The 24,153-nt window shown below is 72.8% G+C and carries 21 protein-coding genes; 8 read left to right on the top strand and 13 right to left on the bottom strand.

The window, feature by feature from the left end:
* The first annotated feature begins 254 nt into the window (after positions 1-254).
* The 3 genes from ACIBST_RS00675 to ACIBST_RS00685 are packed head-to-tail and all read left to right on the top strand — an operon-like array spanning position 255 to position 3,141.
* Positions 255-2,288 carry an ABC transporter ATP-binding protein gene (locus ACIBST_RS00675; RefSeq protein WP_397167866.1) on the top strand — a complete coding sequence of 678 codons (2,034 nt, stop codon included), beginning with the start codon at positions 255-257 and terminating at the stop codon, positions 2,286-2,288.
* Positions 2,285-2,935, top strand: coding sequence for a S26 family signal peptidase (locus ACIBST_RS00680; protein ID WP_397167867.1), 651 nt, complete (start codon positions 2,285-2,287; stop codon positions 2,933-2,935). The genes ACIBST_RS00675 and ACIBST_RS00680 overlap by 4 nt, the downstream gene beginning before the upstream one ends.
* A gap of 26 nt (positions 2,936-2,961) precedes the next feature.
* The gene (locus ACIBST_RS00685) at positions 2,962-3,141 is read left to right on the top strand and encodes a hypothetical protein (protein ID WP_397167869.1); all 180 of its coding nucleotides are present in this window, start codon (positions 2,962-2,964) and stop codon (positions 3,139-3,141) included.
* Between the two features lie 111 nt (positions 3,142-3,252).
* Here ACIBST_RS00685 and ACIBST_RS00690 read toward each other — a convergent pair whose 3' ends face one another.
* From ACIBST_RS00690 to ACIBST_RS00705, 4 genes are all read right to left on the bottom strand, one after another.
* Complete coding sequence (locus tag ACIBST_RS00690) at positions 3,253-3,801, bottom strand: signal peptidase II (RefSeq protein ID WP_397167870.1); 549 nt, start codon at positions 3,799-3,801, stop codon at positions 3,253-3,255.
* Positions 3,802-3,865: 64 nt separating this feature from the next.
* Positions 3,866-4,744: a carbohydrate kinase family protein gene (locus tag ACIBST_RS00695; protein WP_397167872.1), complete on the bottom strand. Its 879-nt coding sequence runs from the start codon at positions 4,742-4,744 to the stop codon at positions 3,866-3,868.
* A 36-nt stretch (positions 4,745-4,780) separates the two neighbouring features.
* The gene (locus ACIBST_RS00700; protein ID WP_397167873.1) at positions 4,781-5,806 is read right to left on the bottom strand and encodes a LacI family DNA-binding transcriptional regulator; all 1,026 of its coding nucleotides are present in this window, start codon (positions 5,804-5,806) and stop codon (positions 4,781-4,783) included.
* On the bottom strand, positions 5,803-7,272 hold the full coding sequence (locus ACIBST_RS00705) for a glycoside hydrolase family 13 protein (RefSeq protein WP_397167875.1): 1,470 nt from the start codon (positions 7,270-7,272) through the stop codon (positions 5,803-5,805). The genes ACIBST_RS00700 and ACIBST_RS00705 overlap by 4 nt, the downstream gene beginning before the upstream one ends.
* 231 nt (positions 7,273-7,503) lie before the next feature.
* On the opposite strand from ACIBST_RS00705, the gene ACIBST_RS00710 reads away from it, so the two are divergent.
* On the top strand, positions 7,504-8,787 hold the full coding sequence (locus ACIBST_RS00710; protein WP_397167876.1) for an ABC transporter ATP-binding protein: 1,284 nt from the start codon (positions 7,504-7,506) through the stop codon (positions 8,785-8,787).
* 180 nt (positions 8,788-8,967) lie between these two features.
* Positions 8,968-9,591, top strand: coding sequence for an FMN-dependent NADH-azoreductase (locus tag ACIBST_RS00715; RefSeq protein ID WP_397167877.1), 624 nt, complete (start codon positions 8,968-8,970; stop codon positions 9,589-9,591).
* On the opposite strand, the gene ACIBST_RS00720 is transcribed toward ACIBST_RS00715, so the two are convergent.
* The 3 genes from ACIBST_RS00720 to ACIBST_RS00730 all read right to left on the bottom strand — a co-directional run bounded on the left by ACIBST_RS00720 (position 9,588) and on the right by ACIBST_RS00730 (position 13,331).
* Positions 9,588-10,766: a hypothetical protein gene (locus tag ACIBST_RS00720; RefSeq protein WP_397167878.1), complete on the bottom strand. Its 1,179-nt coding sequence runs from the start codon at positions 10,764-10,766 to the stop codon at positions 9,588-9,590. The genes ACIBST_RS00715 and ACIBST_RS00720 overlap by 4 nt on opposite strands.
* Before the next feature lie 186 nt (positions 10,767-10,952).
* Positions 10,953-12,206: an acyltransferase family protein gene (locus ACIBST_RS00725; RefSeq protein WP_397167880.1), complete on the bottom strand. Its 1,254-nt coding sequence runs from the start codon at positions 12,204-12,206 to the stop codon at positions 10,953-10,955.
* A gap of 24 nt (positions 12,207-12,230) precedes the next feature.
* Positions 12,231-13,331: a cation diffusion facilitator family transporter gene (locus ACIBST_RS00730; protein ID WP_397167881.1), complete on the bottom strand. Its 1,101-nt coding sequence runs from the start codon at positions 13,329-13,331 to the stop codon at positions 12,231-12,233.
* A gap of 51 nt (positions 13,332-13,382) precedes the next feature.
* Here ACIBST_RS00730 and ACIBST_RS00735 point away from each other — a divergent pair, with 51 nt between their 5' ends.
* Entirely contained in the window at positions 13,383-13,739 is a 357-nt protein-coding gene (locus ACIBST_RS00735; protein ID WP_397167882.1) for an ArsR/SmtB family transcription factor, read from the top strand.
* Here ACIBST_RS00735 and ACIBST_RS00740 read toward each other — a convergent pair whose 3' ends face one another.
* The 3 genes from ACIBST_RS00740 to ACIBST_RS00750 all read right to left on the bottom strand — a co-directional run bounded on the left by ACIBST_RS00740 (position 13,740) and on the right by ACIBST_RS00750 (position 18,896).
* Complete coding sequence (locus tag ACIBST_RS00740; protein WP_397167884.1) at positions 13,740-14,858, bottom strand: acyl-CoA dehydrogenase family protein; 1,119 nt, start codon at positions 14,856-14,858, stop codon at positions 13,740-13,742. It lies immediately after the preceding gene.
* Between the two features lie 45 nt (positions 14,859-14,903).
* The gene (locus ACIBST_RS00745; protein WP_397167885.1) at positions 14,904-15,539 is read right to left on the bottom strand and encodes an ACT domain-containing protein; all 636 of its coding nucleotides are present in this window, start codon (positions 15,537-15,539) and stop codon (positions 14,904-14,906) included.
* Positions 15,540-15,758: 219 nt separating this feature from the next.
* Positions 15,759-18,896: a bifunctional cytochrome P450/NADPH--P450 reductase gene (locus ACIBST_RS00750; RefSeq protein WP_397167887.1), complete on the bottom strand. Its 3,138-nt coding sequence runs from the start codon at positions 18,894-18,896 to the stop codon at positions 15,759-15,761.
* A gap of 54 nt (positions 18,897-18,950) precedes the next feature.
* Here ACIBST_RS00750 and ACIBST_RS00755 point away from each other — a divergent pair, with 54 nt between their 5' ends.
* Positions 18,951-19,508 carry a TetR/AcrR family transcriptional regulator gene (locus ACIBST_RS00755; protein WP_397167889.1) on the top strand — a complete coding sequence of 186 codons (558 nt, stop codon included), beginning with the start codon at positions 18,951-18,953 and terminating at the stop codon, positions 19,506-19,508.
* 70 nt (positions 19,509-19,578) lie between these two features.
* On the top strand, positions 19,579-20,739 hold the full coding sequence (locus tag ACIBST_RS00760) for a thiolase family protein (protein WP_397167890.1): 1,161 nt from the start codon (positions 19,579-19,581) through the stop codon (positions 20,737-20,739).
* A 3-nt stretch (positions 20,740-20,742) separates the two neighbouring features.
* Here the strand turns inward: ACIBST_RS00760 and ACIBST_RS00765 are convergent, their stop codons facing one another.
* The 3 genes from ACIBST_RS00765 to ACIBST_RS00775 are packed head-to-tail and all read right to left on the bottom strand — an operon-like array spanning position 20,743 to position 24,151.
* On the bottom strand, positions 20,743-21,039 hold the full coding sequence (locus tag ACIBST_RS00765; RefSeq protein WP_397167892.1) for a hypothetical protein: 297 nt from the start codon (positions 21,037-21,039) through the stop codon (positions 20,743-20,745).
* An 18-nt stretch (positions 21,040-21,057) separates the two neighbouring features.
* On the bottom strand, positions 21,058-22,308 hold the full coding sequence (locus ACIBST_RS00770) for a right-handed parallel beta-helix repeat-containing protein (protein ID WP_397167893.1): 1,251 nt from the start codon (positions 22,306-22,308) through the stop codon (positions 21,058-21,060).
* Positions 22,309-22,366: 58 nt separating this feature from the next.
* Positions 22,367-24,151 carry a glycoside hydrolase family 13 protein gene (locus tag ACIBST_RS00775; RefSeq protein ID WP_397167895.1) on the bottom strand — a complete coding sequence of 595 codons (1,785 nt, stop codon included), beginning with the start codon at positions 24,149-24,151 and terminating at the stop codon, positions 22,367-22,369.
* Positions 24,152-24,153 lie beyond the last annotated feature (2 nt).

A 24,153-nucleotide genomic window follows, 5' to 3' on the forward strand; every position in this document is an offset into this window, starting at 1 on the left:
CAGAAACCAGGTCGGGGCAGGGCGCGGAAACCTGGTCGGGGCCAGAGGCGAGGGCCGGGGCGGGGCCAGGCGCGAGGGTAGGGGCGAAGGCCGGGGCAGCGGCAGAGGTGCGGTCGGGGATCGGGGTGAGGGCAGGGGCAAGCCCGGGGTGGGGGGCGAGGCTGAGGACGGGGTTGAGGGCGCTTCGAGAGGCGGGGGTGGTGGCTTGGGAGGCGGGTCGGTGGTACGTCCTGCTGCAGGCTGCGCTGACCGCGGTGACGGGCACTGCGCCGGTGCTCACCGCCTGGTGCACCAAGCTCGTCCTGGACGAGGTGGCTGGGCGGGCGACGACCATGGCGGGGTTGGCTCCGTACGTCGCGGCGCTGCTGGTGTTGGCCGCGGTCGCCGGGGTGGGGCCGTACGTGATGGGCTTCGCGGAGGCTGAGTTCGAGCGGCGGGTCGGGCTGGTCGTACGGGACCGGCTCTACACGGCCGTGAACGCGCTGCCCGGTCTCGCCAGGCTGGAGGATCCCGCGTTCCAGGATCGTCTGCACCTGGCCGAGCGGGCCGGTAGTTCGGGCCCTGGCCGGGTGGTGACCAGTGCGCTCGGGCTGGCGCAGGCCGGGATCATGACTGCGGGGTTCCTGGTCACGTTGGCCGAGGTGAGCCCGGCTGTCGCGGTTCTCGTCGCCGTCGCGGCGTTGCCGTTGCTCCGCGTGCATCTGCGGCTGGGACGGGAGCAGGCCGAGGTCATGCGGAGCACGGGGCACGGGCAGCGCAGGGAGATGTTCTTCGCCCGGCTGCTGAGCATGCCGCACGCGGCCAAGGAGATCCGCCTGTTCGGGCTCGGGGACTTCTTCCGCGACCGGATGCTGACCGAGCTGAGGGCGGTCGACGCCGAGCGGCGGCGGGTGGCGGTCCGGCAGCTCCGGGGGCAGGGCGGGCAGGCGCTGTTAGCTGCCGTCATCTGGGGGGCGGGGCTGGTGTGGATCGTGGCAGAGGCGGTCGCCGGGCGGGCGTCGGTGGGCGATCTGTCGGTGTTCGTCGCGGCGGTGGCCGGGACGCAGGGTGGGCTGGCGTCCGGCGTGCGCAACCTGGCCGCCGCGCATGAGGCGTTGCTGCTCTTCGGTCACTACCGAGCTGTGCTGGACACCGTCCCTGACCTGACGCCCGCGACCGGTGCGCTGCGTGGCCTGGCGCCGCAGCGACCGGTGCCGCGAGAGCAGGAGCGAGAGCCTGAGCAGGGCATCGCAGCGCGGGATCAGGAGCAGGGCGTCACGGTTGGGGGGCGGGAGCGGGGGCCAGAGCGGGGCGTCACGGTGCAGGAGCGGGAGCGGGGCGTCGTGGTACCGGAACCTGAGCCAGGGGTCGGGCCGGAGCGGGGCGTCGCGGGGCGGGTGCGGGAACAGGGCGTCGCGGTGACGGAGCAGGGGTCGGGGGCGGAGCGGGGCGTCGCGGTGCGGGAGTGGGGGGTTGCGGGGCCGGAGGCTGTGGTGGAGCGGGGGGTTGTGGTGGAGCGGGCAGTTGTGGTGGAGCGGGGGGTTGTGGTGCGGGGGGTGTGGTTTCGGTACGGGGTTGGGCAGCCTTGGGTGTTGCGCGGTGTTGATCTCGACATTCCCGCCGGACGGTCGCTGGCGTTGGTCGGGCTCAATGGGGCGGGCAAGTCCACGCTGGTCAAGCTGCTGTGCCGGTTCTACGATCCCGAGCGCGGCGCGATTCTCTGGGACGGCGTGGACCTGCGTGAGCTCGACCCCGCCGCACTGCGCGAACGTCTGGGCGCGGTGTTCCAGGATTTCGCCGCCTACGATCTCAGCGCGGCCGAGAACATCGCGGTCGGCGATCTGCGGGCCGGGCGGGCGCGGGTGGAGGCGGCGGCCGTGCGCGCGGGCGCCGACGCGATGGTACGGGCGCTGCCACGCGGCTACGACACGCTCCTCACGAGGATGTTCTCCGACGACGAGCAGTCGGGCGTGACCCTGTCGGGCGGACAGTGGCAGCGGATCGCGCTGGCCAGGGGGTTGCTGCGGGACCGTCCCGAGCTGATGATCCTGGACGAGCCGAACGCCGGTCTCGACCCGGCCGCCGAGCACGAGGTGCACACCGTCCTGCGCGAGCATCGGGCGGGACGGACGACGCTGCTGATCTCCCACCGGCTGAGCACGGTACGCGACGCCGACACGATCGCCGTGCTGGCCGACGGGGAGATCGTCGAGCGCGGCACCCATGAGGAGCTGCTGCGGACGGGCGGCCGGTACGCCGAGCTGTTCGCGACCCAGGCCCGCGGCTACGCACCGGCAGGCGTCCAGTGATCGCCGGCCCGAGCATCCAGGCCGCCGCATCGGTGACGGCCACCTTCGACGCCACTCCGGTGACGGCCATCCTCAGCACCGCGCCGGTGACGGCGATCCTCGGCGCCACCCAGATGGCGGCCCTCCTTGGTGCCACGCCGCTGGTGGCCGTCGTCCGCGCCGTTGCGGTGGTGGTGGAGGCTGTCGTCGCCGTGGTCGGGGTCGTCGTGGCTGTCGTCGGGGGTGTCGGCGCGGTCGTGGCGGGGGGTGTGCTGGTGGTGTTGCGGGTGCGGTTCGTTGCGGTGACCGTGCGCGGGCGGAGCATGGAGCCCACGTTGTGGCACGGCGACCGGGTGCTGGTGCGCCGGTCCTCCCTGGGCGGGGTGCGTCCGGGGCGGCTCGTGGTGGTGGCCGCGGAGCCGGGGGCGTCCTGGCTGGTGAAGCGGGTGGTGGCGGTGCCGGGGGATCCGGTGCCGCGGGCCGAGGTGCCCGCGCTGGCGAACCGGCCGGAGCGCGTCGTCCCGCCCGGGCAGCTCGTCGTGCTCGGTGACAACCGGCCGATCAGCTTCGATTCCCGCAGGTTCGGCTACGTGCCCGCCCGGCAGCTCCTGGGCGTGGTCGTGGGCCATCTGCCGAAGACTCCGCGCCGGCGTCCCGCCGGGCGGTGAGGAAAGGTGAGGAAAGGACAACTGTCATGGTCAAGCTCGCTGAGCGGGTGCTCGCCCGCGTCCTTCCCCGGGCGACCGCCGACGCCGGTTGCACGTACCAGACCTGGTGCGACCACTGCGGCGGCAGCTTCTACAAGCGGATCTTCTTCTGGTCCGACTGCACGGTGACCTACACCGCCTGCAACAACCCCTGCCCCTGGAACTGACAACGCCCCGGAGGCCGGGCGGCGGTGGGCCGCCGCCCGGCCTCCGGCGGTCCGATCAGGCAGGTCCGATCGAGCAGGCCCGATCAGGCAGGTCCGATCAGGCAGGTCCGATCAGGCAGGGTCCCCGGCCGAGGACAGGCGTTTCTCGCCGGGGACGTCCCCCAGCGGGATCCCGCGGACGCTGAGCACGAACAGCACCGCGCACCCGCCCGTCAGCGCGATGTCGGCGACGTTGCCGACGAACAATCCGCCGTAGTCGATGAAGTCCACCACGTGCCCGTGGGCGAACGCGGGCGGGCGGAAGAGGCGGTCGAGCAGGTGGGAGGCGGCCCCGCCGAGCAGCGCGCCCAGCACCACGCCCCAGGCCGGCGACCGCAGCCGCCGGGACGCGTACAGGATGCCGGCGACCGCCCCCGCGGCGGCCAGGGCGAACACCCAGGTCACGCCCTCCCCCAGGGAGAACGCGGCGCCGGGGTTGAGCAGCAGCCGCAACGACAGCAGCCGCGGGATCACCGTGATCTCTTCGCCGCCGGACAACGCCGACATCGCCCAGAACTTGGACGCCTGATCGACCACGAGCACCACCGCGGCCAGCACGATCATCCACGTGCGAGGCCGCCTTCCCCGGCTGGTCTCCTGGGGGCCGCGTTCGTCCGACACTCTTGCCTCACATTCCATGGCTTCTCGCCCCGAATCTACCGAACCTGGCCGCGACCACGCTCGCTCAAAGCTGGGACGCCCTGCTGAGCAGCAGTTTCTCGGTGATCGGGGATTCGTGGGTGCCCTCGACCGTGCACGCGTGGGCTCCGGCGACCGCGCCCAGGGCGACGCACTCGGGGATCGTCCGGCCGTTCAGCAGGCCGTACAGGAAGCCGGAGACGAAGGCGTCGCCCGCGCCGTTGGTGTCGGCCACCGGGCCGGGCAGGGGCGCGGCGGGGAAGGCGTGTACGGTGGCCGACTCGCGGGTCAGGACGAGGCAGCCGTCCGCGCCCCGGGTGCAGACGACCGTGTGGGCGCGGCCTGCGGCGAGGATGTCGCGCATGGTGGCCGCGGGGTCGGCCAGCGCGGTGGCCGACAGGAACACCAAGTCGGAGCCGTAGGCGAAGTCCTTCTGGTAGTCGGCGACGCCGTCCCAGTCGTGCAGGTCGGTGGAGATGGGGACGCCGTCGAGGTCGGGGTAGACGTGGCGGCAGAAGTCCATGATCGAGATGTGCGCGTGCCTGGGCCGCGGACCGGCGTACAGCTCGCGGGGCAGCCGCTCCCCCGGCGTGACCTTGGGATCGTGCAGGGAGGTGCGCCGCCCGTCGGGGCCGACGAGCAGCACGCTGCGCCGGGTGCCCGCCTGCGCCACCCCCCACCTGCAGTCGATGTCGCGCAGGGCGTGCCTGATCAGCGCGCCCTGCGGGTCGTCGCCGACGAGGTCGGCCAAGGCGACGCCGAGCCCGAGCGCGTGGCAGCCGAGGGCGACCCCGGCCCCGGTGTTCCCGACGCGGTCGACGACGGGCGGCACGTGGTAGGTGTCCTGGTACGGCAGGGGCAGCGCGGGCACGTAGACAGTGGTGTCCACCCCGGCGCCGCCGAGGACCAGCACGTCAGGCGTCATCGGCGGGGCCGGCCTTTCACAGGGAGCGTCAGGGGATCAGCGGTTGACCAGCGGACCGGAACCGGTGGAGCCGCGCACGACCAGCTCCGGCTGGAAGATCAGCTCGACGTGCTTGGCCGGCGCGCCGCCGACCTCCTCCAGCAGCGTCTGCACGGCGGCCGAGGCCATCGCGCCGATCGGCTTGCGCACGGTGGTGAGCGGCGGGTCGGTGAACGCGATCAGCGGCGAGTCGTCGAACCCGACCACCGACACGTCGCCCGGCACCGCCAGCCCCTTCTGCCGGCAGGCGCGGATCGCCCCGAGCGCCATCAGGTCGCTCGCGCACACGATCCCGGTGCAGCCGCGGGCCAGCAGCTGCGCGGCGGCGGCCTGCCCGCCCTCGACCGAGAACAGCGAGTGGGAGATCAGGTCGTCGACGTCGGTGGCGCCGAGCAGGTGGGCCATCGCCTGCTTGTAGCCCTCGATCTTCCTGATCACCGGGACGAACCGGCGCGGCCCGAGCGCGAGCCCGACGCGTTCGTGGCCGAGGTCGACCAGGTGCTGGACGGCCAGCCGCGCCGCGAGGCGGTCGTCGGGCGAGATGAAGGGCGCGTCGATGTGCTCGCTGTAGCCGTCGACCAGCACGATCGGCAGGCCGCGGTCGATCAGGCGGGTGTAGCGGTCCATCCGGGCGGTGGTGTCGGCGTGCAGGCCGGAGACGAACACGATGCCGCTGACACCGCGGTCGACCAGCAGCTCGGTGAACTCGTCCTCGGGGGCGCCGCCGGGCAGCTGGGTGCACAGCACGGGCGTGTAGCCGTGCTGGGTCAGCGCCTTCTCGATGGCCTGCGCGAACGCCGGGAAGATCGGGTTGTCCAATTCGGGCGTGACGAGCCCGATGAGCCCGTTGCTGCGCTGCCGCAGGCGGGGCGGCCGCTCGTAGCCCATCAGGTCGAGGGCCGTCATCACCGCCTGCCGGGTGCCTGCGGAGACGCCGGGCTTGCCGTTGAGCACCCGGCTGACCGTGGCCTCACTCACCCCGGCCTGGGCGGCGATGTCGGCTAGGCGAGCGTGACCGTTCATGGAACACACTTTACTTTCCACCAGGCGGCCGAATCGGCTGCTCCGGGGACATCGGAGGCCAGCAGCAGCTCTCCCTCGACGCCGAAGTCGACGGGCGCGCCGGTCAGGTTGACGGTGCACAGCACGTCGCCGCGGGAGAAGACCAGCGTGCCGTCGGGCGAGTCGTGCCAGACCAGGTCGCCGTCCAGGGAGCGGCGCAGGCGCAGCGCGGCGCGGTAGAGCTCCAGGGTGGATCCCGTGACGCCGTCCTGGGCCTGGACGCTGAGGTCCGCCCAGTCGGCCGGGATCGGCAGCCACGGGTCGCGCCAGCCGAGCTCGCGGGTCCACGGCAGCGGGACGCGGCAGCCGTCCCGCCCGCTGTCGGGGTCGCGCAGCCGCTGCGGGTCCTGGCACACCTCCTCCGGCAGGTCGAGCACCTCGGGAAGGCCCAGCTCCTCGCCCTGGTAGACGTAGGCCGAGCCGGGCAGCGCGAGGGTCAGCAGCGCGGCGGCGCGGGCTCTGGCCAGGCTGCCGTAGCGGGTGACGTGCCGCTTGACGTCGTGGTTCGACAACACCCAGGTGGTGGGCGCGCCCACGGAGCCGGCCGTGGCGAGCGAGGAGTCGATCACCGCGCGCAGCTCGGCGGCGTCCCACGGGGTGAACAGGTAGTGGAAGTTGAAGGCCTGGTGGAGCTCGTCGGGCCGGACGTACATGGCCAGGCGCTCGGCGGTGGGCGCCCACGCCTCGGCGACGCCGATGCGCTCGCCGGGGTAGGAGTCGAGCACCCGCCGCCAGGACCGGTGGATCTCGTGCACGCCGTCGTTGTCGAAGTACGGCACCGGCTCGCGGCCGATCATCCTGGTCTGGTTCGCGTGGCCGATGTCGGGCAGGCCGGCCGGTTTGACCATGCCGTGCGCCACGTCCACGCGGAAGCCGTCCACGCCCAGGTCGAGCCAGAAGCGCAGGATCGACTCGAACTCGCCGCGCACCTCGTCGTCGTCCCAGTTGAGGTCGGGCTGGGCGGGGTCGAACAGGTGCAGGTACCACTGGCCGTCCTCGACCTGCGTCCAGGCCGGGCCGCCGAAGATGGACTCCCAGTCGTTGGGCTGGTCGCGGAAGATGTACCGATCGCGTCGCTCGCCGCGCAGCGCGGCCTGGAACCAGGCGTGCGCGGACGAGGTGTGGTTCGGCACGACGTCCACGATGACGCGCAGGCCGTGGCCGTGGGCCTCGTCGATGAGCGCCTTGGCGTCGGCCAGGGAGCCGAACAGCGGGTCGACGTCCCGGTAGTCGGCCACGTCGTAGCCGAAGTCGGCCATCGGCGAGGTGTAGAAGGGCGTCAGCCAGACGGCGTCCACCCCCAGCTCGACCAGGTACGGCAGGCGATCGCGCACGCCGATCAGGTCGCCGACGCCGTCGCCGTTGCCGTCGGCGAAACTGCGCACGTAGACCTGGTAGATCACGGCGTCACGCCACCACATGTTCATGGATCTCCCCCCGGGTTTCCCGCACCATGAAAGCCCTTGCCGCAAGTTTACGCAAGCCCTTCCATGCACCTCGTATCCGGATTTATGGGTATACGGCCGCCTAAAACCCCTGGCCGAAACCCCTGCGGATGAGATTCTTTATGTCAAGGGTGGACATCCAGCGTTAAGGCGCGATGTACTACCTCTTCAATCAGCCTCGTCACAGGTGACACGCGCGCAAGGTGTGGGCCCATGAGCTCGGTCGTTCTCGACAAAGTGACCAAGGTGTATCCGGGCGACTACCTGGCAGTCGACCGGCTGAGCCTGCAGGCCGAGGATGGCGAGTTCCTCGTCCTCCTCGGGCCTTCCGGTTGCGGCAAGTCCACGCTGTTGCGGATGATCGCCGGCCTGGAGGAGATCACGGAAGGCGACCTCTGGCTGGACGGCCAGCTCGCCAACCACCTGCCGCCGCGCGACCGCGACGTGGCCATGGTGTTCCAGAACGGCGCCCTCTACCCGCACCGGACCGTGCGCGGGAACATCGCCTTCCCCCTGGAGATCGCCAAGTCGGACCCCGCGATGGTGCGCGACCGCGTCACCGAGCTGTCGAAGGCGCTGCACATCGACGAGACGCTCGACCGCCGCCCCGGCACCCTGTCGGGCGGCCAGCGGCAGCGCGTGGCGATGGGCCGGGCGATCGTCCGGCAGCCGAAGCTGTTCCTCATGGACGAGCCGCTGTCGAACCTCGACGCCGGCATGCGCACCGAACTGCGGATGGAGATCTCCGCGCTGGTCAGGTCGCTCGGGGTCACCACGATCTACGTCACGCACGACCAGGTCGAGGCGCTCACCCTGGCCGACCGGATCGCGATCCTGAATCGCGGCGTCCTGCAGGACGTCGGCACTCCGGCCCAGATTTACAACGATCCAGCGACGGCGTTCGTGGCGGCCTTCCTCAACTCCCAGCAGTTGAACCTGCTGGCGGCCGGTGTCAGGACGCCGCAGAACCAGTACGTCATGCTCGACTTCGGCCCGCACCGGCTCACGATGCCCTGGAGCGATCCCAGGGCGTACGCGATCTCGCAGCACACGGGCGGGCAGGTGCTGGTCGGCATGCGTCCCGACGGGCTGGCGCCGGTGCCGGAGTCCTACGACGGGCCGTCGTTCTACGGGCGGGTGCGGGCGCTGGAGTACCACGGGCACGAGTGGCTGGCGTACCTGGAGTGCGGCATGCCGGCGGTGCCGGTGCCCGAGCCGCCGGACCCGCGCGCCCGTCTCAACGGCGAGCGCGCCGGCGCGGGCGGGCTGACCGGGATGGTGCGGCGGCTGTTCTCCCAGCGCGCGCCGGAGCACGAGGAGCAGGAGCAGGTCGGCCAGAACGTGGGCAGCGGCTTCCACCGCCGCTCCGACCTGATCGTCCGGCTGGGGAACCGGCCGATGTGGCGGGCCGGGGACGCGGCGAAGGTCGCGGTGGACCTGTCCCGCCTCATGATCTTCACCCTGGACGGCGCCCGCATCGACCCGCCGCGCCGCTGACGCCCGACGCGCCTCCGGCCTCGAAAGCCCTCTGACGCCCCGCCGGACCGGCGCCGCACTCAACATGCAGCGCGGGTCCGGCTTTCGCCATGCCCTGGCACCGCCACGCCTTGACCAACCGGACCCCGGTCCGTATCGTTGGCGACACTAAACGGACCGCAGTCCAGAAAGGTGTCCGCCATGTCCAGGTTGCTGCACATCTCCGCCTCCCCGCGCGGCACGGAGTCGATCTCCGCCGCCATCGCCGAGACGTTCGTCCAGGAGTACCTCGCCACCCATCCGGCCCACACCGTGGACCGCTTCGACCTCTGGGACGGCACCCTGCCCGAGTTCGGCCCCGCCGCCGCCCGCGCCAAGATGACGGTGTTCGGCGGCGGCACCCCGACAGGCGAGGAGGCCGCGGCCTGGGCCGCGGCGGTCAGGACGTTCGAGCGCTTCGACTCCTACGACCGCTACCTGTTCAGCGTGCCGATGTGGAACGCGGGCGTGCCGTACAAGCTCAAGCAGTTCATCGACGTGGTCAGCCAGCCCGCGATGATCTTCGACGTGCACCCTGAGACGGGCTACCGCGCGCTGCTGACCGGCAAGCGGGCGGCCGTCGTCTACACCAGCGCGGTGTGGGGGCCGCGGCTCGGCCCGGAGTTCGGCGCCGACCACCAGTCCACGTTCTTCGGCGACTGGCTGCGCTGGACGGGCATCGCCGACGTGCGGGAGATCCGCCACCACCCCACGCTCACCGGCTCCTACGACGCCGAGCGCAAGCAGGCCGACGAGCAGGCCCGCCGCGTCGCCAGGACCTTCTAGACCGCCGCCGCACTCCAGCGCGGACCGGCCGGGGTGTCCTCCACGGTCACGCCGCCGCGCGCCATCGCCGCGCGCAGCGCGTCCGCGACCTCGTACCGCCCCTCCCCCCGCAGCCGCGCGCGCAGGTCGAGCAGGGGCTCGACCAGGGCGCGCAGGCCGGCGGTCCCGGCGGCCTCGCCCAGCCGGGCGATCAGCAGCCGCATCAGCTCGCGGGCCTGGTCGACCCCGCCGGCGTCCTCCTCGGTGTCGGCCGCCCACGTGACGATCTCCGCCTCCAGGTCGAGCACGAGCCGCGCCGCCGCCACCAGGTCCGGCTTGCCGACCGCGTCCGTGAACAGCCGCTCGCAGGAGCGCATCGTCTCCTCCAGCGGGACGGCGGGCGCCGCGGCGGCGCGGGCGGGCCGGGGCGGCGGGACCGTCGCGGACGTGGCGCCCGCCGCCAGGTCGCGGACGGCGGCCAGGTTCGTACGGGTCCCCGCCGGCAGCACGGTCACCGCCCCCGGACGCCGTACGGTCAGGCCGCCGCGCCCGGCCACCTCCACCGCCTCCGACTCCAGGTCGATGATCAGCGCCGTGTGCTCGTCGAGCCCCAGGACGGCGGTCTCCGGCGGCAGCTCCCGCTCCATGCGCGACAGCCGCCGCTCGCCCAGGTAGCAGTAGCGGGTGTCGTGGGTGCCGCCCTCGGCGTTGTCGAAGTGCGGGATCAGCACGGCCCGCAGCCCCAGCGGCTCCAGCAGGCCGATGCCCTCGCGCCAGTGAGGCTCGGCGCCCACCTTGTAGATCTCGTAGACGGGCACGGTGGCCAGACCGGCGGTGCAGGCGGCGGCCGAGGCCAGCACGGTCACCCCCTGCCGGGAGCGCACCCGGGCCCGCAGGTCGCCGGCCACGCCGGAGGCGGCCCACCGGTCGAGCGCGTACGTGGGGCTGCCCGGCCCGGAGAACACCCAGTCCGCGCCCGCGACGGCGGTGGCCGCCTCGACCTCCAGCCCGACGCTGCGGGCGAAGTAGCGGCGGGCGCGGGCGGAGATGTCGGCGGCGTTCTCCTGGAAGGCGTAGGGCGTGTCGAGCAGCACGGCACGGGCCCCCGCGCGCAGCCCGCGGGCCACCGCCCGGTGGACCTCGACCATGGTCGGGCTCGTCTCCCCCGATCCCATGAGCACCAGCGAACCCGGCATGACCTCGGCCCCTTCCCCACCCGCCGGCGGCCGCGGGGGCCCCGGCACGTGCCCTGACCGGCCCCGGATCCGGCGAGAGGCCCGGGGAGGCCGCGCGACGGCCCGCCGGGGCCGCGCCGATGACCCGCACACCATCTTGCCCGCCGGTCGCCGGCGGCACGAGCCCGGCGACCGGATCGTGCCGGCCTATGCGGTGTGCCCCGGGCCGTCGCCCTGGCCGCCCGCGGCCGAGGCGCCCGTGACGGGGATCACGCGCGGCGCGGCGGCGGACCGCCGGGAGACCCGCCGGCCCAGCGCCTGCATCGGGCGCTCGACGTAACGGTAGGAGAGCGCGCTGACGGCCAGGACCAGCGCCAGGGCCAGCCCGGCCATCGCGAGCTGGTACGGCAGCGGCGCCCGCCGCAGGTCGCCGGTGATCTCCACGAAGTACTTCAGCAGCGGATGGTGCACCAGGTAGAGCGAGTAGCTGATCAGCCCGAGCCAGGTGAGCGCGGCGGGCAGCCGCCGCCCGCGCAGCGCCATCGCGCCCGCGAAGGTGGCCGCCGCCAGCGCGATCGTGGTCAGCCACACGTCGGCCTCGACCCACCACCAGCCGCTCTCGATCGCCCACACCGGAGCCACGGCGACCAGCGCCGCCGTCACCGCGACCGGCCACAGGCCGCCGCGCCCGCGCTCCCACCGGTGGATCGCCGTGCCCGCGAACATGACCGCGACCACGGCCGCGCCCAGCCACGGCACCCGGCTGCTCAGCAGCAGCAACGCCAGCGCCATCAGCCCGAGCACGCACGCCGCCGTCCTGCGGAACCAGCCGCCGACCACGCAGGCGAGCCCGGCGGCGAACACCGCGCACGACACGTACGCCGGCCAGCCGCCCCGCAGCACCGCCCCCGACACCACCAGCCCCACCGCCACGGACGCCCCGGCGAACAGGACGGACGCCAGCCCGCTGCGCTCGTGCGCCCCGATCAGGAACAGCGCCGTGACCAGCAGGTAGAACACCATCTCGTACGACAGCGTCCACATCGTGTCGGCCACCCCGCCCACGCTCACGACGTCGAGCAGCATGGTCGCGTGGGCCGCCACCGCGCTGCCGTCGCGCGGCACGCCCTCGCGCACCGGCACCCACCAGGACGCGGCCAGCACCAGCACGATCACGGCCAGGTAGAGCGGGTAGAGGCGGAAGGCGCGGCTGGCCCAGAAGGCCCGCACGTCGCCGTGGCGTTCCAGCGAGGTCGGGATGATGTACCCGCTGACCAGGAAGAACACCAGGATGCCGTAGACGCCGAGGCTGAACCAGTAGGGGCGCAGCGCGGGCAGGAACCACGGCAGCAGGTGCTCGGCGACCACCGCGAGCGCGCCGATGCCGCGCAGGGCGTCGAGCCAGGCGAGCCTGGACGGCGCGCCCGGCGTGGTCGGGTGGGGGGTCGCGGCGGTCGGCACCCGCCCCAACTTACCCGCAGCGGGCTAGGTGATGCGGTGGGTCGCCAGGGACGCGTGGTGGTCGGCTCCGTCGGGGCCGCAGGGGTCGGTGTGGACGGTGGCGGCGCGCAGGCGCGGCAGGTCGTGGATGAGGCGGTGCTCGGCCTCGACCGCCACGGCGTGGGCGTCCACGACCGACATGGCGTGGTCGACCAGGATCTCGACCTCGGCGTGCAGGGCGTGGCCGAGCCAGCGCAGGCGCACCGAGCCGACGCGCTCGACGCCGGGGACGCCGGCCAGGATGCGTTCGGCCTCGTCCACCAGGGCGGGGTCGACGGCGTCCATGAGGCGGTGGTAGATCTCGCGGGCGGCGTCGCGCAGGACGAAGCAGATGGCGACCGTGATCAGCAGGCCCACCACCGGATCGGCGATCGGGAACCCGAGCGCCGCGCCGCCCGCGCCGAGGAGCACGGCGAGCGAGGTGAAGCCGTCGGTCCTGGCGTGCAGGCCGTCGGCCACGAGCGCGGCCGAGCCGATCTGGCGGCCCACGGTGATGCGGTAGCGCGCCACCCACTCGTTGCCGACGAACCCGGCCAGCGCGGCGGCGGCGACCCAGCCGAGCGCCCGCACGTCCTGAGGCTCGACGAGCCGCCGGACGGCCTCGTACCCGGCGAGCGCGGCCGAGGCGGCGATGAGCACCACGATGACGATGCCCGCGAGGTCCTCGGCCCTGCCGTAGCCGTAGGTGAAGCGGCGGGTGGCGGCGCGGCGGCCCAGCGAGAACGCGATGGCCAGCGGGACGGCGGTCAGCGCGTCGGCCAGGTTGTGCAGGGTGTCGCCGAGCAGCGCGACCGACCCCGACGCGACGACGATCACGGCCTGGACCACGGCGGTGAGCATGAGGACCGCGAAGGACACGGCCAGCACGCGCATGCCCCGGCTGCTGGACTCCAGGGCGCTGTCGGTCCTGGCGGCGCTGTCGTGGCTGTGCGGCGTTAACACGTGCGCGGCCTTGGCGGCCAGCGCCCTGACCCCCCGCCGCTCCCCCGCCCCGCGCCCGTGCCCATGGCCGTGGCCGTGGCCGTGACCATGCCCGTGGCCGTGGCCTTGCCCGTGGCCGTGCGGATGGGTATCGGAGTCAGACATGAGCACCCCTTCACTTGCGCTTCTCGTCCGCTCCGACCAGGATATGTAGTCATGTACGCACGCGACAACGTCTCAGGTGCGGACCATGCGCAGGAGCAACCCACTCCCGCCCAGGTCAACGCCGCCGTGGACGCCTTCCGCATGCTCGGCGACGCCACCCGGCTCCGGCTGATGTGGCAGTTGTCGGCCCGCGAGCTGGACGTGAACTCCCTGGCCGAGGCGGTCGGCGCGGCGCGCCCGTCGGTGTCGCAGCACCTGGCCAAGCTCCGCCTGGCCGGCCTGGTGGACACCCGCAGGGACGGCCGCCGCGTGCTCTACCGCGCCCGCGACGGGCACGTGCGGGCGCTCATCGCCGAGGCGCTGTCCCATGCCGACCACGAGGTCTCGGGGCTGCCCCGGCACGACTAGCTACCAGCCCACCCGACCCTTGCCGGAGACGAGGGCGCGGGCGATCACCAGGCGCTGCACGTCGTTGGTACCCTCGCCGATCGCCATCAGCGGCGCGTCGCGGTAGAGCCGTTCGACCACGAACTCCTGGGAGTAGCCGTAGCCGCCGTGGATGCGCATCGCCTCCAGCGACGCCTTCAGGGCCACCTCGGAGGCGAAGTACTTGGCCATGCCCGCCTCCATGTCCACCCGCTCGCCGCCGTCGGCCCTGGCGGCGGCCCAGTACGTGAGCAGCCGCGCGGCCTGGATCTCGGTGGCCAGGTCGGCGAGCTTGAGCTGGACGGCCTGGAAGTCGGCGATGGGCTGCCCGAACACGGTGCGCCCGCGCGCGTACTCCAGGGCGGCGTCGTAGGCCGCCTGCGCGACGCCGACCGCGCGGGCGGCGATGTTGACCCGGCCGATCTCCAGCCCGCCCAGCACCTGCTGCATGCCGCGCCCCTCGACGCCCCCGAGCAGCGCCGAGACCGGCACGCGCACCTCGTCGAGCACGACCTCGCAGGTCTCGGTGCCCTTGTAGCCGAGTTTGGGCAGGTCGCGGCTGACGCTGAAGCCGGGCGAGGCCGGATCGACGAGCAGCACCGACATGCCCTTGTGGGCCGGCTCGGTGACCGAGGTCTTGACCAGGACGGGCAGCGGGTCGGCGTGGCGGGCGTTGGTGATCCACGTCTTGGTGCCGGTCACCACGTAGTGGTCGCCGTCGCGGACCGCGCGGGTCTGGATGCCCTGCAGGTCGGTGCCGGCGCCGGGCTCGGTGAGCGCGATGGCCGTACGCCGGGCGCCCGCGGCCAGGTCGGCGAGGTGCAGGCGCTTCTGCTCGTCGGTGCCGTGTCTGGCGATCATCCAGCCGCGCGCGATCTCCTCGAAGACCAGCGCGAAGGAGACCATGTCGGCGCCGAGGCCGCCGTACTCCTCGGGGACGGTCAGCCCGAACAGCCCCATCTGCTTCATCTTCTCGACGATCTCGGTGGGGTAGCGGCCCGAGTGCTCCCACTCGGTGGCCACGGGCAGGATCTCCTTCTCCACGAAGGCGCGCAGGGTCTCGCGGAAGGCCTTCTGCTCGTCGGTCAGCTCGAAATCCATGGCCTCAGGTCCTTCGCGCGCCGGGAGGGACGGACGAGGCTCACGTTATTCGTCTGATGTTTGGCCGGTCAATCGTCCGGGGGCGCGGGCGGCGAGCTTGGCGACGACGTCCACGATGCGGACCGCGCGTTCCAGCTCGGCCCGGTGGAAGACCGGCCCGCCGGCGCGGGCGACGACGACGTGCATGCCCTGCGGGACGAACGGCAGCAACATCAGCCGCAGGTCCGCCGAGTCCAGGGTGATCGCGCGCGGCGGCGGGTCGGGCAGGTTCACCACCTCCGGCGCGGCCATCGAGGCGTGCCGCACGGCTCCGTCCTCGACCGCGACCGACCACTCGGCGCCGCACAGCGCGGGCAGGGCGTCCACCAGCGTGGCCAGCCCGCGGGCCGGTTCCGTCGCCACGTGCATGAGCAGGTCGTAGTCGGGGGCCGAGCCGGGCACGTCACGGGTGGGCCAGACGCCCTCGACGCGTACGCCCGGCGTCGCCGACAGCCGCTCGCACACCTCCGCCGCGCTGATCGGGCCCGGCCAGGACACGATGAAGTCGTCCACCGCCCGGCCGGTCTCCCGTTCCAGCACGGTGACCTGAAGGATGTCGGCGCCGAGCGCCCCCAGCGCCTTCGCGACCTGGCCAAGGCCGCCCGGCCGGTCCGGCAGGGACACCCTCAGTCGCAGCAGCATTGCCCGCCCCCTTTCCCAGAGGCTCTCACAGTGCCGTGGACAGGTTTCGCGTACGTTCCACGGATATGTCGCGCATGCTGCGCTTATATCCCAGGATCCGGCGCTAAGTCCGGATTGTCGAACCGGGATGACGGTTTGAGCAGGTGTTTTCCCAAAAACGACCAAGGATCGTTCAAGGATCAGGCAGACCGATCCCCGCACGTGAGGTTCAGGCTGGGATCAGGCGAACACGTCCTGCTGGTAGCGGCCGTCCGCCTCCAGGGCGGCCAGCCAGGCCGCGCCGCCTTCGCCGTCCTCGCCGGTGTGCCGCCGGTGGACGTCCAGCAGCGCCTGGCGCACCGCCGGGGCCATGCGCAGGCCGTCGCCGCAGACGTACACGTACGCGCCCTGCTCCAGCAGCTCCCACACCTCCTCGGCGTGATCGGCCACGGCGTCCTGGACGTACCGGTACGGGTGCCCGGCTACGGCCGAGAACGCGGTGTGCACGGTCACCTCCTCGCGGGCGGCCCAGGCGGTCACCTCGTCCCGGTACAGCCAGTCGTGGTCGGGGTGGCGGCAGCCGGTGAACACCTCGGCCCGGCCGCCCGCCCCGCTCAGCGCCCGCTCCTCCAGGAAGCCGCGCAGCGGCGCGAAGCCCGTGCCGGGGCCGACCAGGATCACCGGGGTGGCCGGATCGGCGGGCAGCCGGAACGGCGGCGCGGGCACGCGAACGTACCCGTAGAACACCTCACCGGGCCGCAGCCCGGCCAGGTACGCCGAGCACATGCCCTGGTAGGTGCCGCTGCCGGACCAGGCGGGCCCCTCGACCAGCCCGACGGTGAGCCGCACCAGGCCCGGGTCGGCCAGCGGCGAGGAGGAGACCGAGTAGTAGCGCGGCCGGATCGGCCCGGCCATCTCCAGGAACACCGGCAGCGGCAGTTCGACGGCCGGGAAGCGCTCCAGCAGGGACAGCGGCGAGACCCGCTTGGCCAGGATCTCGTCGGCGTAGTTGGCGGTCAGCTCGGCGAGCTGACCGCGTGTCCAGGGGCAGCCGGTGTGCGCGGCCAGGGCCTCCAGGTCGGCCCTGGTGGCCACCTCCTGCAGTTCGGCGAACTCGGTCAGCAGCAGGCCGGCCGTCACCGGCGTGTCCACGGGCAGGTGGGTGGCGCCGGCGGCGCGCAGCCGCACCACCTGCTCGCGCGGCACCCGCAGGCAGCGCAGGGCCCACTCGACCAGCTCGGGGTCGTTCTTGGCGAAGACGGCGACGTGGTCGCCCGCCGTGTAGGTGACGCCCTCGGGCAGGCGGGCCACGATGGAGCGCACGCCGGGCCTCGGGGCCTCGGCCGAGAAGTCCCACAGCCCGGCGGGGTCGCCGGTCAGCTCCTCGTTGGACACGACGGTCATCGGCACGGCCCGCTCGGACACGACGGCCGGCCTGACCTCGCTCTCGCCGAGCACCTCCATCTCGTAGCGCGGCCCGGCCGCGTCCGTCTGGGCGCTGTACTCCTCGGCCAGCGCCGCCCACAGGCGGGCCGTCCAGGCCGAGACGTCGCCGTCGAAGTCGCCGTCGGCGTCGGCCTCGCCGCGCTCGACGAGCGGCACCGCCCCGGCGGCGGTCAGCTTCCCGGCGGCCCGGCGCGGGAAGTCCTGGTACGTCGGCCACTGCGAGTTGCCGCAGCCGAGCACCGCCAGGCGCACGCCCGACAGGTCGGGCAGCTCCTCCAGGGCGTCGAAGCGCTGGGCGTTGTCGGGCGCCTTGCCGTTGTAGGAGGAGGCGACCACGACGAGCAGGCCGTCCGACGGCGGCGTCAGGTCGTCCAGCGTGGTCAGGGTGGTGGCGAAGCCGGACCGGCCGGCCCGCTCGGCCAGCCGCTCGGCGATGTCGGCGGCGGTGCCCAGGTTGGAGCCGTAGGCCACGGTGAGCGGCACGCCGGTGACCGCGAGGTCGTGCCGCTCCCCCTCCTCGGCGGCCTGGACGCCGGCGATGGGGGCGGTGCGCTCGTGGGCGCGGCGCTCGCGCACCCGCAGGGTGAAGCCGTCGGGCTTGATGGTCAGGGTCTGCTTGATCTGCATCCGGTAGGCCTCGGGGTCGGAGACCGCGAAGCGGCGCAGGATCATGGCCAGGGCCAGCCGTGCCTCGGTCAGCGCGAACTGGCGGCCGATGCAGGCCCGCTCGCCGTTGCCGAACGGCTTGTAGGCCGCCGGGTGGTGCGCCTTCTTGTTCTCCGGCAGCCAGCGGTCGATGTCGAACTCCTGCGGCCGCTCCCACGCCTTGGGGTTGCGGTGCAGCGACGGCAGCAGCACGGCGACGCTCTGGTCGGCCTCGATCTCGTACCCGCCGATGGTGGTGGCCTCGACGGCGCTGACGGTGAAGGCGGGGATCGGCGACCAGATCCGTAGCGTCTCCTCCAGGATGCGGGGGATGACGTCGAGCTTCATGATCGTCTCGTAGCCGGGCGGCTCGTCGCCGGGCAGCAGGCGGTCGACCTCGTCGTAGGCCCTGGCCAGGGTGTGCGGGTCGCGCAGCAGGTTGTACAGGGCGAAGGAGAGCAGGCCGCTGGTGGTCTCGTGCCCGGCGATGAGGAAGGTGAGCACCTGGTTGCGGATGTTCTCGTCGGACAGGCGGCCGCCGGTCTGCGGGTCGGCGGCCTCCAGCATGAGGCCGAGCAGGTCCTTGGCGTCGCCGGCGCCCGCTCCGGGCAGCTCTGTGCGGCGCTGCCTGATCACGTCGTCCACCAGGGCGCGCATGGTCTCGATGTCGCGGCGGTAGGCGTCCTCGTGGCCGCGCTTCAGCTTGGTGACGAACGGGAGCTGCTGGTTGCGCAGCATGGCCTCGGTCAGCGCGCCGCCCATGGCCTTCAGGAACGGGTGCAGCTCGGGAGAGGCGAAGGAGTCGAACCGGAAGCCGAAGCCGGTCAGCGAGATCGTGTCCAGCGTGAGCCGGGTCATGTCGTCGGCCACGGGCAGGTCCTGGCCCTGGCGGCCGGCCCACGAGGCGACGAGCTGCTCGGCGACCTCCAGCATCTGGGGGTAGTACGCCTTCATCGAGCGCTGGCTGAAGGCGGGCAGCAGGATGCGGTGCGCCTGCCCCCACACCGGCTCGTGCGGCTCGGCGGTGAACAGGCCGTCGCCGCCGAAGTCGCGCACGATCGACAGCGGCGGCTTGATGCGCTTGACGAACCTGCTCTCGTCGCACACCTCCGCGACCAGGTCGGGGTCGTGGACGAGCACGATCGTGCGGCCGGCGACCTCCAGCCGGAAGATGCCCTCCTCGAACCGCTCGGCGACCTTGACGAAGTGCTCCACCGGCGAGTGGGCCGGGATCTGCAGCGTGTTGCCCAGGATCGGCAGGCCCTGCGGGGCGGGGATACGCCTCATGAGTGCTCCCTTCGGGTAGCCATACACCGTATGGCTGACGCTACCATACGCTGTATGGCAGTGAGTGCGCGCAGGGGAGCTCCCCTGAGTCTTGACGAGATCTGTTCCACGGCGCTTCGCCTGATCGACGAGGCCGGCGTCGAGGGGTTGTCGATGCGGAAACTGGCCGCCGAGCTGGACGTCAACCCCATGTCGGTCTACCACCACGTCGCGAGCAAGGAAGCGTTGCTGGCCCGCATCTGCGAGACGGTCAGCGCCCGGCTGCCGCTGCCGCCCGACGACGGCACGCCGTGGCCGGACCAGCTCCGCGCCCTGGCCCTGGCCTACCACCGGCACGCCCGGCAGCATCCGGCCATGTGGACCTACCTGCACAACCACCCCGAGTTCATCGAGGACCGGCGGCTGCCGCTGTGGCAGGCGCTCTACCGCATCCTGCGCGCCAGCGGGGTGCCCGAGGAGGAGCTGCGGCGGACGAGCGAGGTGCTGCACGCGTTCGTCTCGGGGTTCGTCTTCGCCGAGACGCGGGGGCACCTGAGCGGCGAGCCGGAGGAGGTCGAGCGCAGCTTCGACGTCGCCCTGCACATGATCATCAACGGCCTGGCCGCCCGGTGACGCCTGCGTTGGAAAGTCCAACCCGCTCGCGTTAGAGTGAGTTGGAATTTCCAACGGACAGGAGGCCGCGATGCGCGACGCCGTCATCGTGCAAGCCGTACGCACCCCGATCGGCAAGGGCAAGCCCGGCGGCGGGCTGCACGGGACGCACCCCGTCGACCTGCTCGCCCACGCCCTGCGCTCCCTGGTCGAGCGCAGCGGCGTGGACCCGTCGCTGGTCGACGACGTGATCGGCGGCTGCGTCGACCAGGTCGGCGAGCAGGCCATGAACACCACCCGCTACGCCTGGCTGGCCGCCGGCCTGCCCGACTCGGTGCCCGCGGTGACGGTCGACCGGCAGTGCGGCTCGTCCCAGCAGGCCGTGCACTTCGCCGCGCAGGGCGTCATGTCCGGCGCCTACGACCTGGTGGTGGCCTGCGGCGTGGAGTCGATGAGCCGGGTGCCCATGTGGTCGAACGTGCCGCCGGGCGCCGACCCGTTCGGGCCCTCGGTGGCCGCGCGCTTCCCCGGGGGGCTGGTCCCGCAGGGCATCAGCGCCGAGCTGATCGCCGCCAAGTGGTCGCTGAGCCGCGAGGAGATGGACGTCTTCGCCGCCGACTCCCACGCCAAGGCCGCCGCCGCCGACTTCGGCGCCGAGCTCGCCCCGATCGCCGGCCTCGACCGCGACGAGTCGATCAGGCCCGCCACCACGCCCGAGATCCTGGCCGGGCTGCGGCCCGCCTACGCCGACCCCAGTTACGCCGCGCGCTTCCCGCAGATCACCTGGTCGGTCACCGCGGGCAACGCCAGCCCGATCAACGACGGCGCGGCGGCCGTCCTGATCACCAGCTCCGAGACCGCCGCGCGGCTCGGCCTGCGCCCGCTGGCCCGGCTGCACAGCTTCGCCGTCACGGGCTCCGACCCGCTGCTCATGCTCACCGGCGTGATCCCGGCCACGGAGAAGGTGCTGCGCCGCGCCGGGCTCGCGCTGTCCGACATCGACCTGTTCGAGGTCAACGAGGCCTTCGCCGCCGTCGTGCTGGCCTGGCTGCGGGAGACGGGGGCCGACCCGGCGAAGGTCAACGTCAACGGCGGCGCCATCGCCCTCGGCCATCCGCTCGGCGCCAGCGGCGCGCGCATCACCACCACGCTCGTGCACGCCATGCGCACGCGCGGCGCCCGCTACGCCCTGCAGACCATGTGCGAGGCGGGCGGCCTGGCCAACGCGCTCGTGCTGGAGAACGCCGGCTGAGGCTCAGGCGGCGGCCCAGACGGCCTCGAACGCCGCCTGGGTGATCTCGGTCAGCTCCCAGATCTCCAGCGGCTGGTCGGTGAGGAAGCCGCGATCGTCCTGGAGCCGGCCCCACCAGTAGCGGTGGGCGACGCGGTCGGCGCCGACCTCGATCTGCCTGATCGCCCAGTGCTCGCCGTCGCCCTCGACGTTCTCGAACAGCCAGACGCGCCCGCCGGGGTCGGCGGTGTGCCAGAAGCGGTGGGGCACGTCGGCCTCGGCGAGCTGCTTGACCAGCGGCAGACGAAGATCCGGGACCATGCCCCGTAGGTTACACCGCTACCGCTGGTAGGCCCCGGCGTCGGGCGACCCGGACAGCGGACGGCCCAGCATGTCCTTGCCGAAGGCGGCGCCGCCGTACCAGGCGGGCGACAGCGGCAGGCCGCGGCCCAGCGCCGGGGAGCCCGGACGCAGGCGCAGGTCGGTGCGGGAGACGAACAGCGGGTCGGCCCTGACCGACTTCGGCCCCAGCTTGAAGGTGAGCTTGCGGCCGTAGTAGACGCTGCCGCCGTCGTCGACGCCCTTGCCGTCGGCCCAGCCCGCCTCGCCGCCGACCGCGATCACGTTGTTGCGCAGCCGGAGGATGGAGGGCGAGCAGCCGTCGTGGCAGGACCAGCCGATGGTGTCCTTGGCCGGCAGGTAGACCGAGTTCTGCACGGCGATCGTGCCCTTGACCGGGCCCACGACGTGGCCGGGGCCGCGGGTGATGAGGAAGGAGCCGCGGCTGCGGGCGGAGGTGACGACGTTGAAGGCGAAGACGTTGCCGGTGGCGGTCTTGCCCTTCTGGGCGCCGAGCTCGGTGAAGGTCTCGTTGTCGCGCGCGGTGTTGTGGGTGATGCGGTTGCGGTCGCCGTTGAAGATCTCGACGGCGGCGCCGTCGGTGCCGTAGTCGTGGCTCTTGGCGTAGCTGCCGGTGATGGTGTTGCGGGTCACCAGGTTGTCGTCGCCGTTGAGCAGCACGCCGAAGGCGCCGGAGTCGTTGTCGCCGCCCTCGTCGTCGACGCTCATGCGGTTGTTGCCGGTGAGCGTGCTGTCGCGGACGGTGTTGTGCGAGCCGGACGGCGTGACCCACACGCCCGCGACGTTGCCGTCGGCCGCGACGCCGGTCAGCTCGATGTGGTGGCCGCCGAGCTGGAACCCGGCGAACCGGCAGCCGGTGGCGCGCAGGCCGCTGATCTGCCAGTAGGCGCCCTTGACGACCACGCAGTCGCGCTCCTCTCCGCTGATGCGGGGCAGGGCGCCGGTGCCGTGCGAGCGGACGACGATGGGCCGGGCGGCGGTGCCGTTGGCGGTGAGCCGGAGCGGGCCGGTGAAGCTGCCGCCCCGCTTGAGGCTGACGACGTCGCCCGGCTTGAGGCCGGCGGCACTGACCTTCTCCAGCGACTTCCACGGCTTGTCGGGGCTGGTGCCGGCGGCGGAGTCGTCGCCGGTCCTGGAGTCGACGTAGTAGGTGGTGGCCGCCCTGGCTTCCGCGGCGGTCGGTACGGCGGTAAGAAGCGAAGCTGCGACGGCTACGGAGAGCAACCTCATGCGGGCACACCACTATCCAGTTGGAGACGGTACGGGGCCAGGCCATACCGTAGCGTGATCAGCGTGTGATGCGCCACACACTCACCGAAGGACCGTCCCCCGGGATCACGTCTCCGTCCTGGGCATTGTGGACGCCCTGGGCCTGCGCCCCGATGGGCAGCGCCGCGCCGGGCGCCCGGCGGACGGCCACCAGCAGCGACTCCTCGAACGTCTCGCGCGCGAAGACCAGGCAGTCGGCGTCGGAGTGCAGCCAGCGCAACCCTCCGTGACGGAGCGCGGGCTCCGCGCGACGCAGCCCCAGCAGCTCGCGGTAGGCCGACAGGGTCGCCAGGTCCTGGTCGTGCGGCCGGTTCCAGGGCATGGGGGTGCGCGAGTGCTCCCCGTTGATCCCGGTCAGGCCGAACTCGCTGCCGGCGAAGACCATGGGCGTGCCGGGCAGCGTGGCCTGCAGGCCGAGGGCCAGCAGGTGGCGTTCACGCGAGCCGGTCACCGTGCGGATGCGCGGCGAGTCGTGGGAGTCCAGGAGCTGCCAGGAGTGCGTGAGCGAGCGCCAGGACATGTGCGAGGCGAAGGCCCTGAACGTGGCCAGGGTGTCCGTGCCGTCGCGCTCGGGCACGCCGCCCGGCACGCCGAGGAAGTGCGGCAGATCCAGGTCGGGACCGCGCAGCCAGGCCCAGACCGGACGGGTGAAGCCGCCGTAGTTCATGGTGCCGTGCCAGCCGTCGCGGTCGAGGTCGAGCGAGGCGTCGTGGTTGTGCTCGGCGATGAAGGCGGCCTCGGGGCCGAGCTGCCGGCGCAGCATGGCGGCGACCTCGTGGTTGCGGTCGTCGGCGCCGAGCCTGGCGGTCATGTTGGCGACGTCCACGCGCCAGCCGTCCAGGGGGCCGAGCCACTTCTTCAGCACCGCGCGCATGCTGGAGCGCACCAGCTCGCTGCCCCAGTTGAGCTTGGGCAGCGACTTGACGCCCCACCACGACTCGTAGTCGCCGGTGTCGGGGTCGAAGTAGAACATCTCCCGTTCGAGGGCGTTGACGTCGGAGACGGCGGCGGTGAACCATTCGTGGGCGTCGCCGCAGTGGTTGGTGGTGATGTCGCCGAGCAGGCGCATGCCGCGGGCGTGCAGCGCGCCGGACAGCCGGTGCAGGGCCTCGTCGCCGCCGAGCAGTGGGTCGACGTGCTCGAAGCTCGCGGCGTCGTAGCGGTGGTTGGAGCGGGCCGGGAAGATCGGCGTCAGGTAGACGGTGTCGGCGCCGAGCCCCTGGATGTGGTCCAGGCGGCGGGTGATGCCGTCGAGGTCGCCGCCGTAGAACTGCTGGGCGACGCCGGGGCCGCTGGGGATCACCGGGTCGCGGTCCCAGTCGCGCGGCAGCGCCCAGTCGGGCAGGTCCGGCATCGGGCCGGAGCGGTCGAAGCGGTCGGGGAAGATCTGGTAGACGATCGCGTCCGCCATCCACGAGGGCGGCGCCTGGTGGCAGACCAGGCGGAAGTCGCCCGCGTCGGTCACGTCGTGGGCGACCGGGCCGGCCGCGGTCAGCCAGAGCCGGCCGCGGCGGGTGTGCAGCAGGAAGCGGTACGGGGTGACCGGGTTGACGGCGGTGATCTCCGCCTGCCACCACACGTCGTCCGCGCCGTAGCCGGCGACCGGCGTGCCCGTCCTGGAGTCGTCGACGCGGGCCTCGGCGTAGCGGGGCTCGCCGTCGCAGACGGTGCGCACGTGCACCCCGGTGATCCCGGCGGCGCGCGGGGCACGCAGCCAGAGGGTCACCCGCGAGCCGAGCGCCGGTTCCCGGCTGGAGACGTACAGAGCTGAGCCGTCGTGGTGCGGCTCGCCGACATGGCGCAATG

Source organism: Nonomuraea sp. NPDC049684 (assembly GCF_044465345.1).
Lineage (GTDB): Bacteria > Actinomycetota > Actinomycetes > Streptosporangiales > Streptosporangiaceae > Nonomuraea.

Bases quoted from the DNA above. Each gene is read 5' to 3' on its own strand.
- ACIBST_RS00685 (WP_397167869.1), top strand. From the start codon at position 2,962: ATGGTCAAGCTCGCTGAGCGGGTGCTCGCCCGCGTCCTTCCCCGGGCG.
- ACIBST_RS00695 (WP_397167872.1), bottom strand. From the start codon at position 4,744: ATGACGCCTGACGTGCTGGTCCTCGGCGGCGCCGGGGTGGACACCACT.
- ACIBST_RS00700 (WP_397167873.1), bottom strand. From the start codon at position 5,806: ATGAACGGTCACGCTCGCCTAGCCGACATCGCCGCCCAGGCCGGGGTG.
- ACIBST_RS00705 (WP_397167875.1), bottom strand. From the start codon at position 7,272: ATGAACATGTGGTGGCGTGACGCCGTGATCTACCAGGTCTACGTGCGC.
- ACIBST_RS00710 (WP_397167876.1), top strand. From the start codon at position 7,504: ATGAGCTCGGTCGTTCTCGACAAAGTGACCAAGGTGTATCCGGGCGAC.
- ACIBST_RS00715 (WP_397167877.1), top strand. From the start codon at position 8,968: ATGTCCAGGTTGCTGCACATCTCCGCCTCCCCGCGCGGCACGGAGTCG.
- ACIBST_RS00720 (WP_397167878.1), bottom strand. From the start codon at position 10,766: ATGCCGGGTTCGCTGGTGCTCATGGGATCGGGGGAGACGAGCCCGACC.
- ACIBST_RS00730 (WP_397167881.1), bottom strand. From the start codon at position 13,331: ATGTCTGACTCCGATACCCATCCGCACGGCCACGGGCAAGGCCACGGC.
- ACIBST_RS00735 (WP_397167882.1), top strand. From the start codon at position 13,383: ATGTACGCACGCGACAACGTCTCAGGTGCGGACCATGCGCAGGAGCAA.
- ACIBST_RS00740 (WP_397167884.1), bottom strand. From the start codon at position 14,858: ATGGATTTCGAGCTGACCGACGAGCAGAAGGCCTTCCGCGAGACCCTG.
- ACIBST_RS00745 (WP_397167885.1), bottom strand. From the start codon at position 15,539: ATGCTGCTGCGACTGAGGGTGTCCCTGCCGGACCGGCCGGGCGGCCTT.
- ACIBST_RS00750 (WP_397167887.1), bottom strand. From the start codon at position 18,896: ATGAGGCGTATCCCCGCCCCGCAGGGCCTGCCGATCCTGGGCAACACG.
- ACIBST_RS00755 (WP_397167889.1), top strand. From the start codon at position 18,951: ATGGCAGTGAGTGCGCGCAGGGGAGCTCCCCTGAGTCTTGACGAGATC.
- ACIBST_RS00760 (WP_397167890.1), top strand. From the start codon at position 19,579: ATGCGCGACGCCGTCATCGTGCAAGCCGTACGCACCCCGATCGGCAAG.
- ACIBST_RS00765 (WP_397167892.1), bottom strand. From the start codon at position 21,039: ATGGTCCCGGATCTTCGTCTGCCGCTGGTCAAGCAGCTCGCCGAGGCC.
- ACIBST_RS00770 (WP_397167893.1), bottom strand. From the start codon at position 22,308: ATGAGGTTGCTCTCCGTAGCCGTCGCAGCTTCGCTTCTTACCGCCGTA.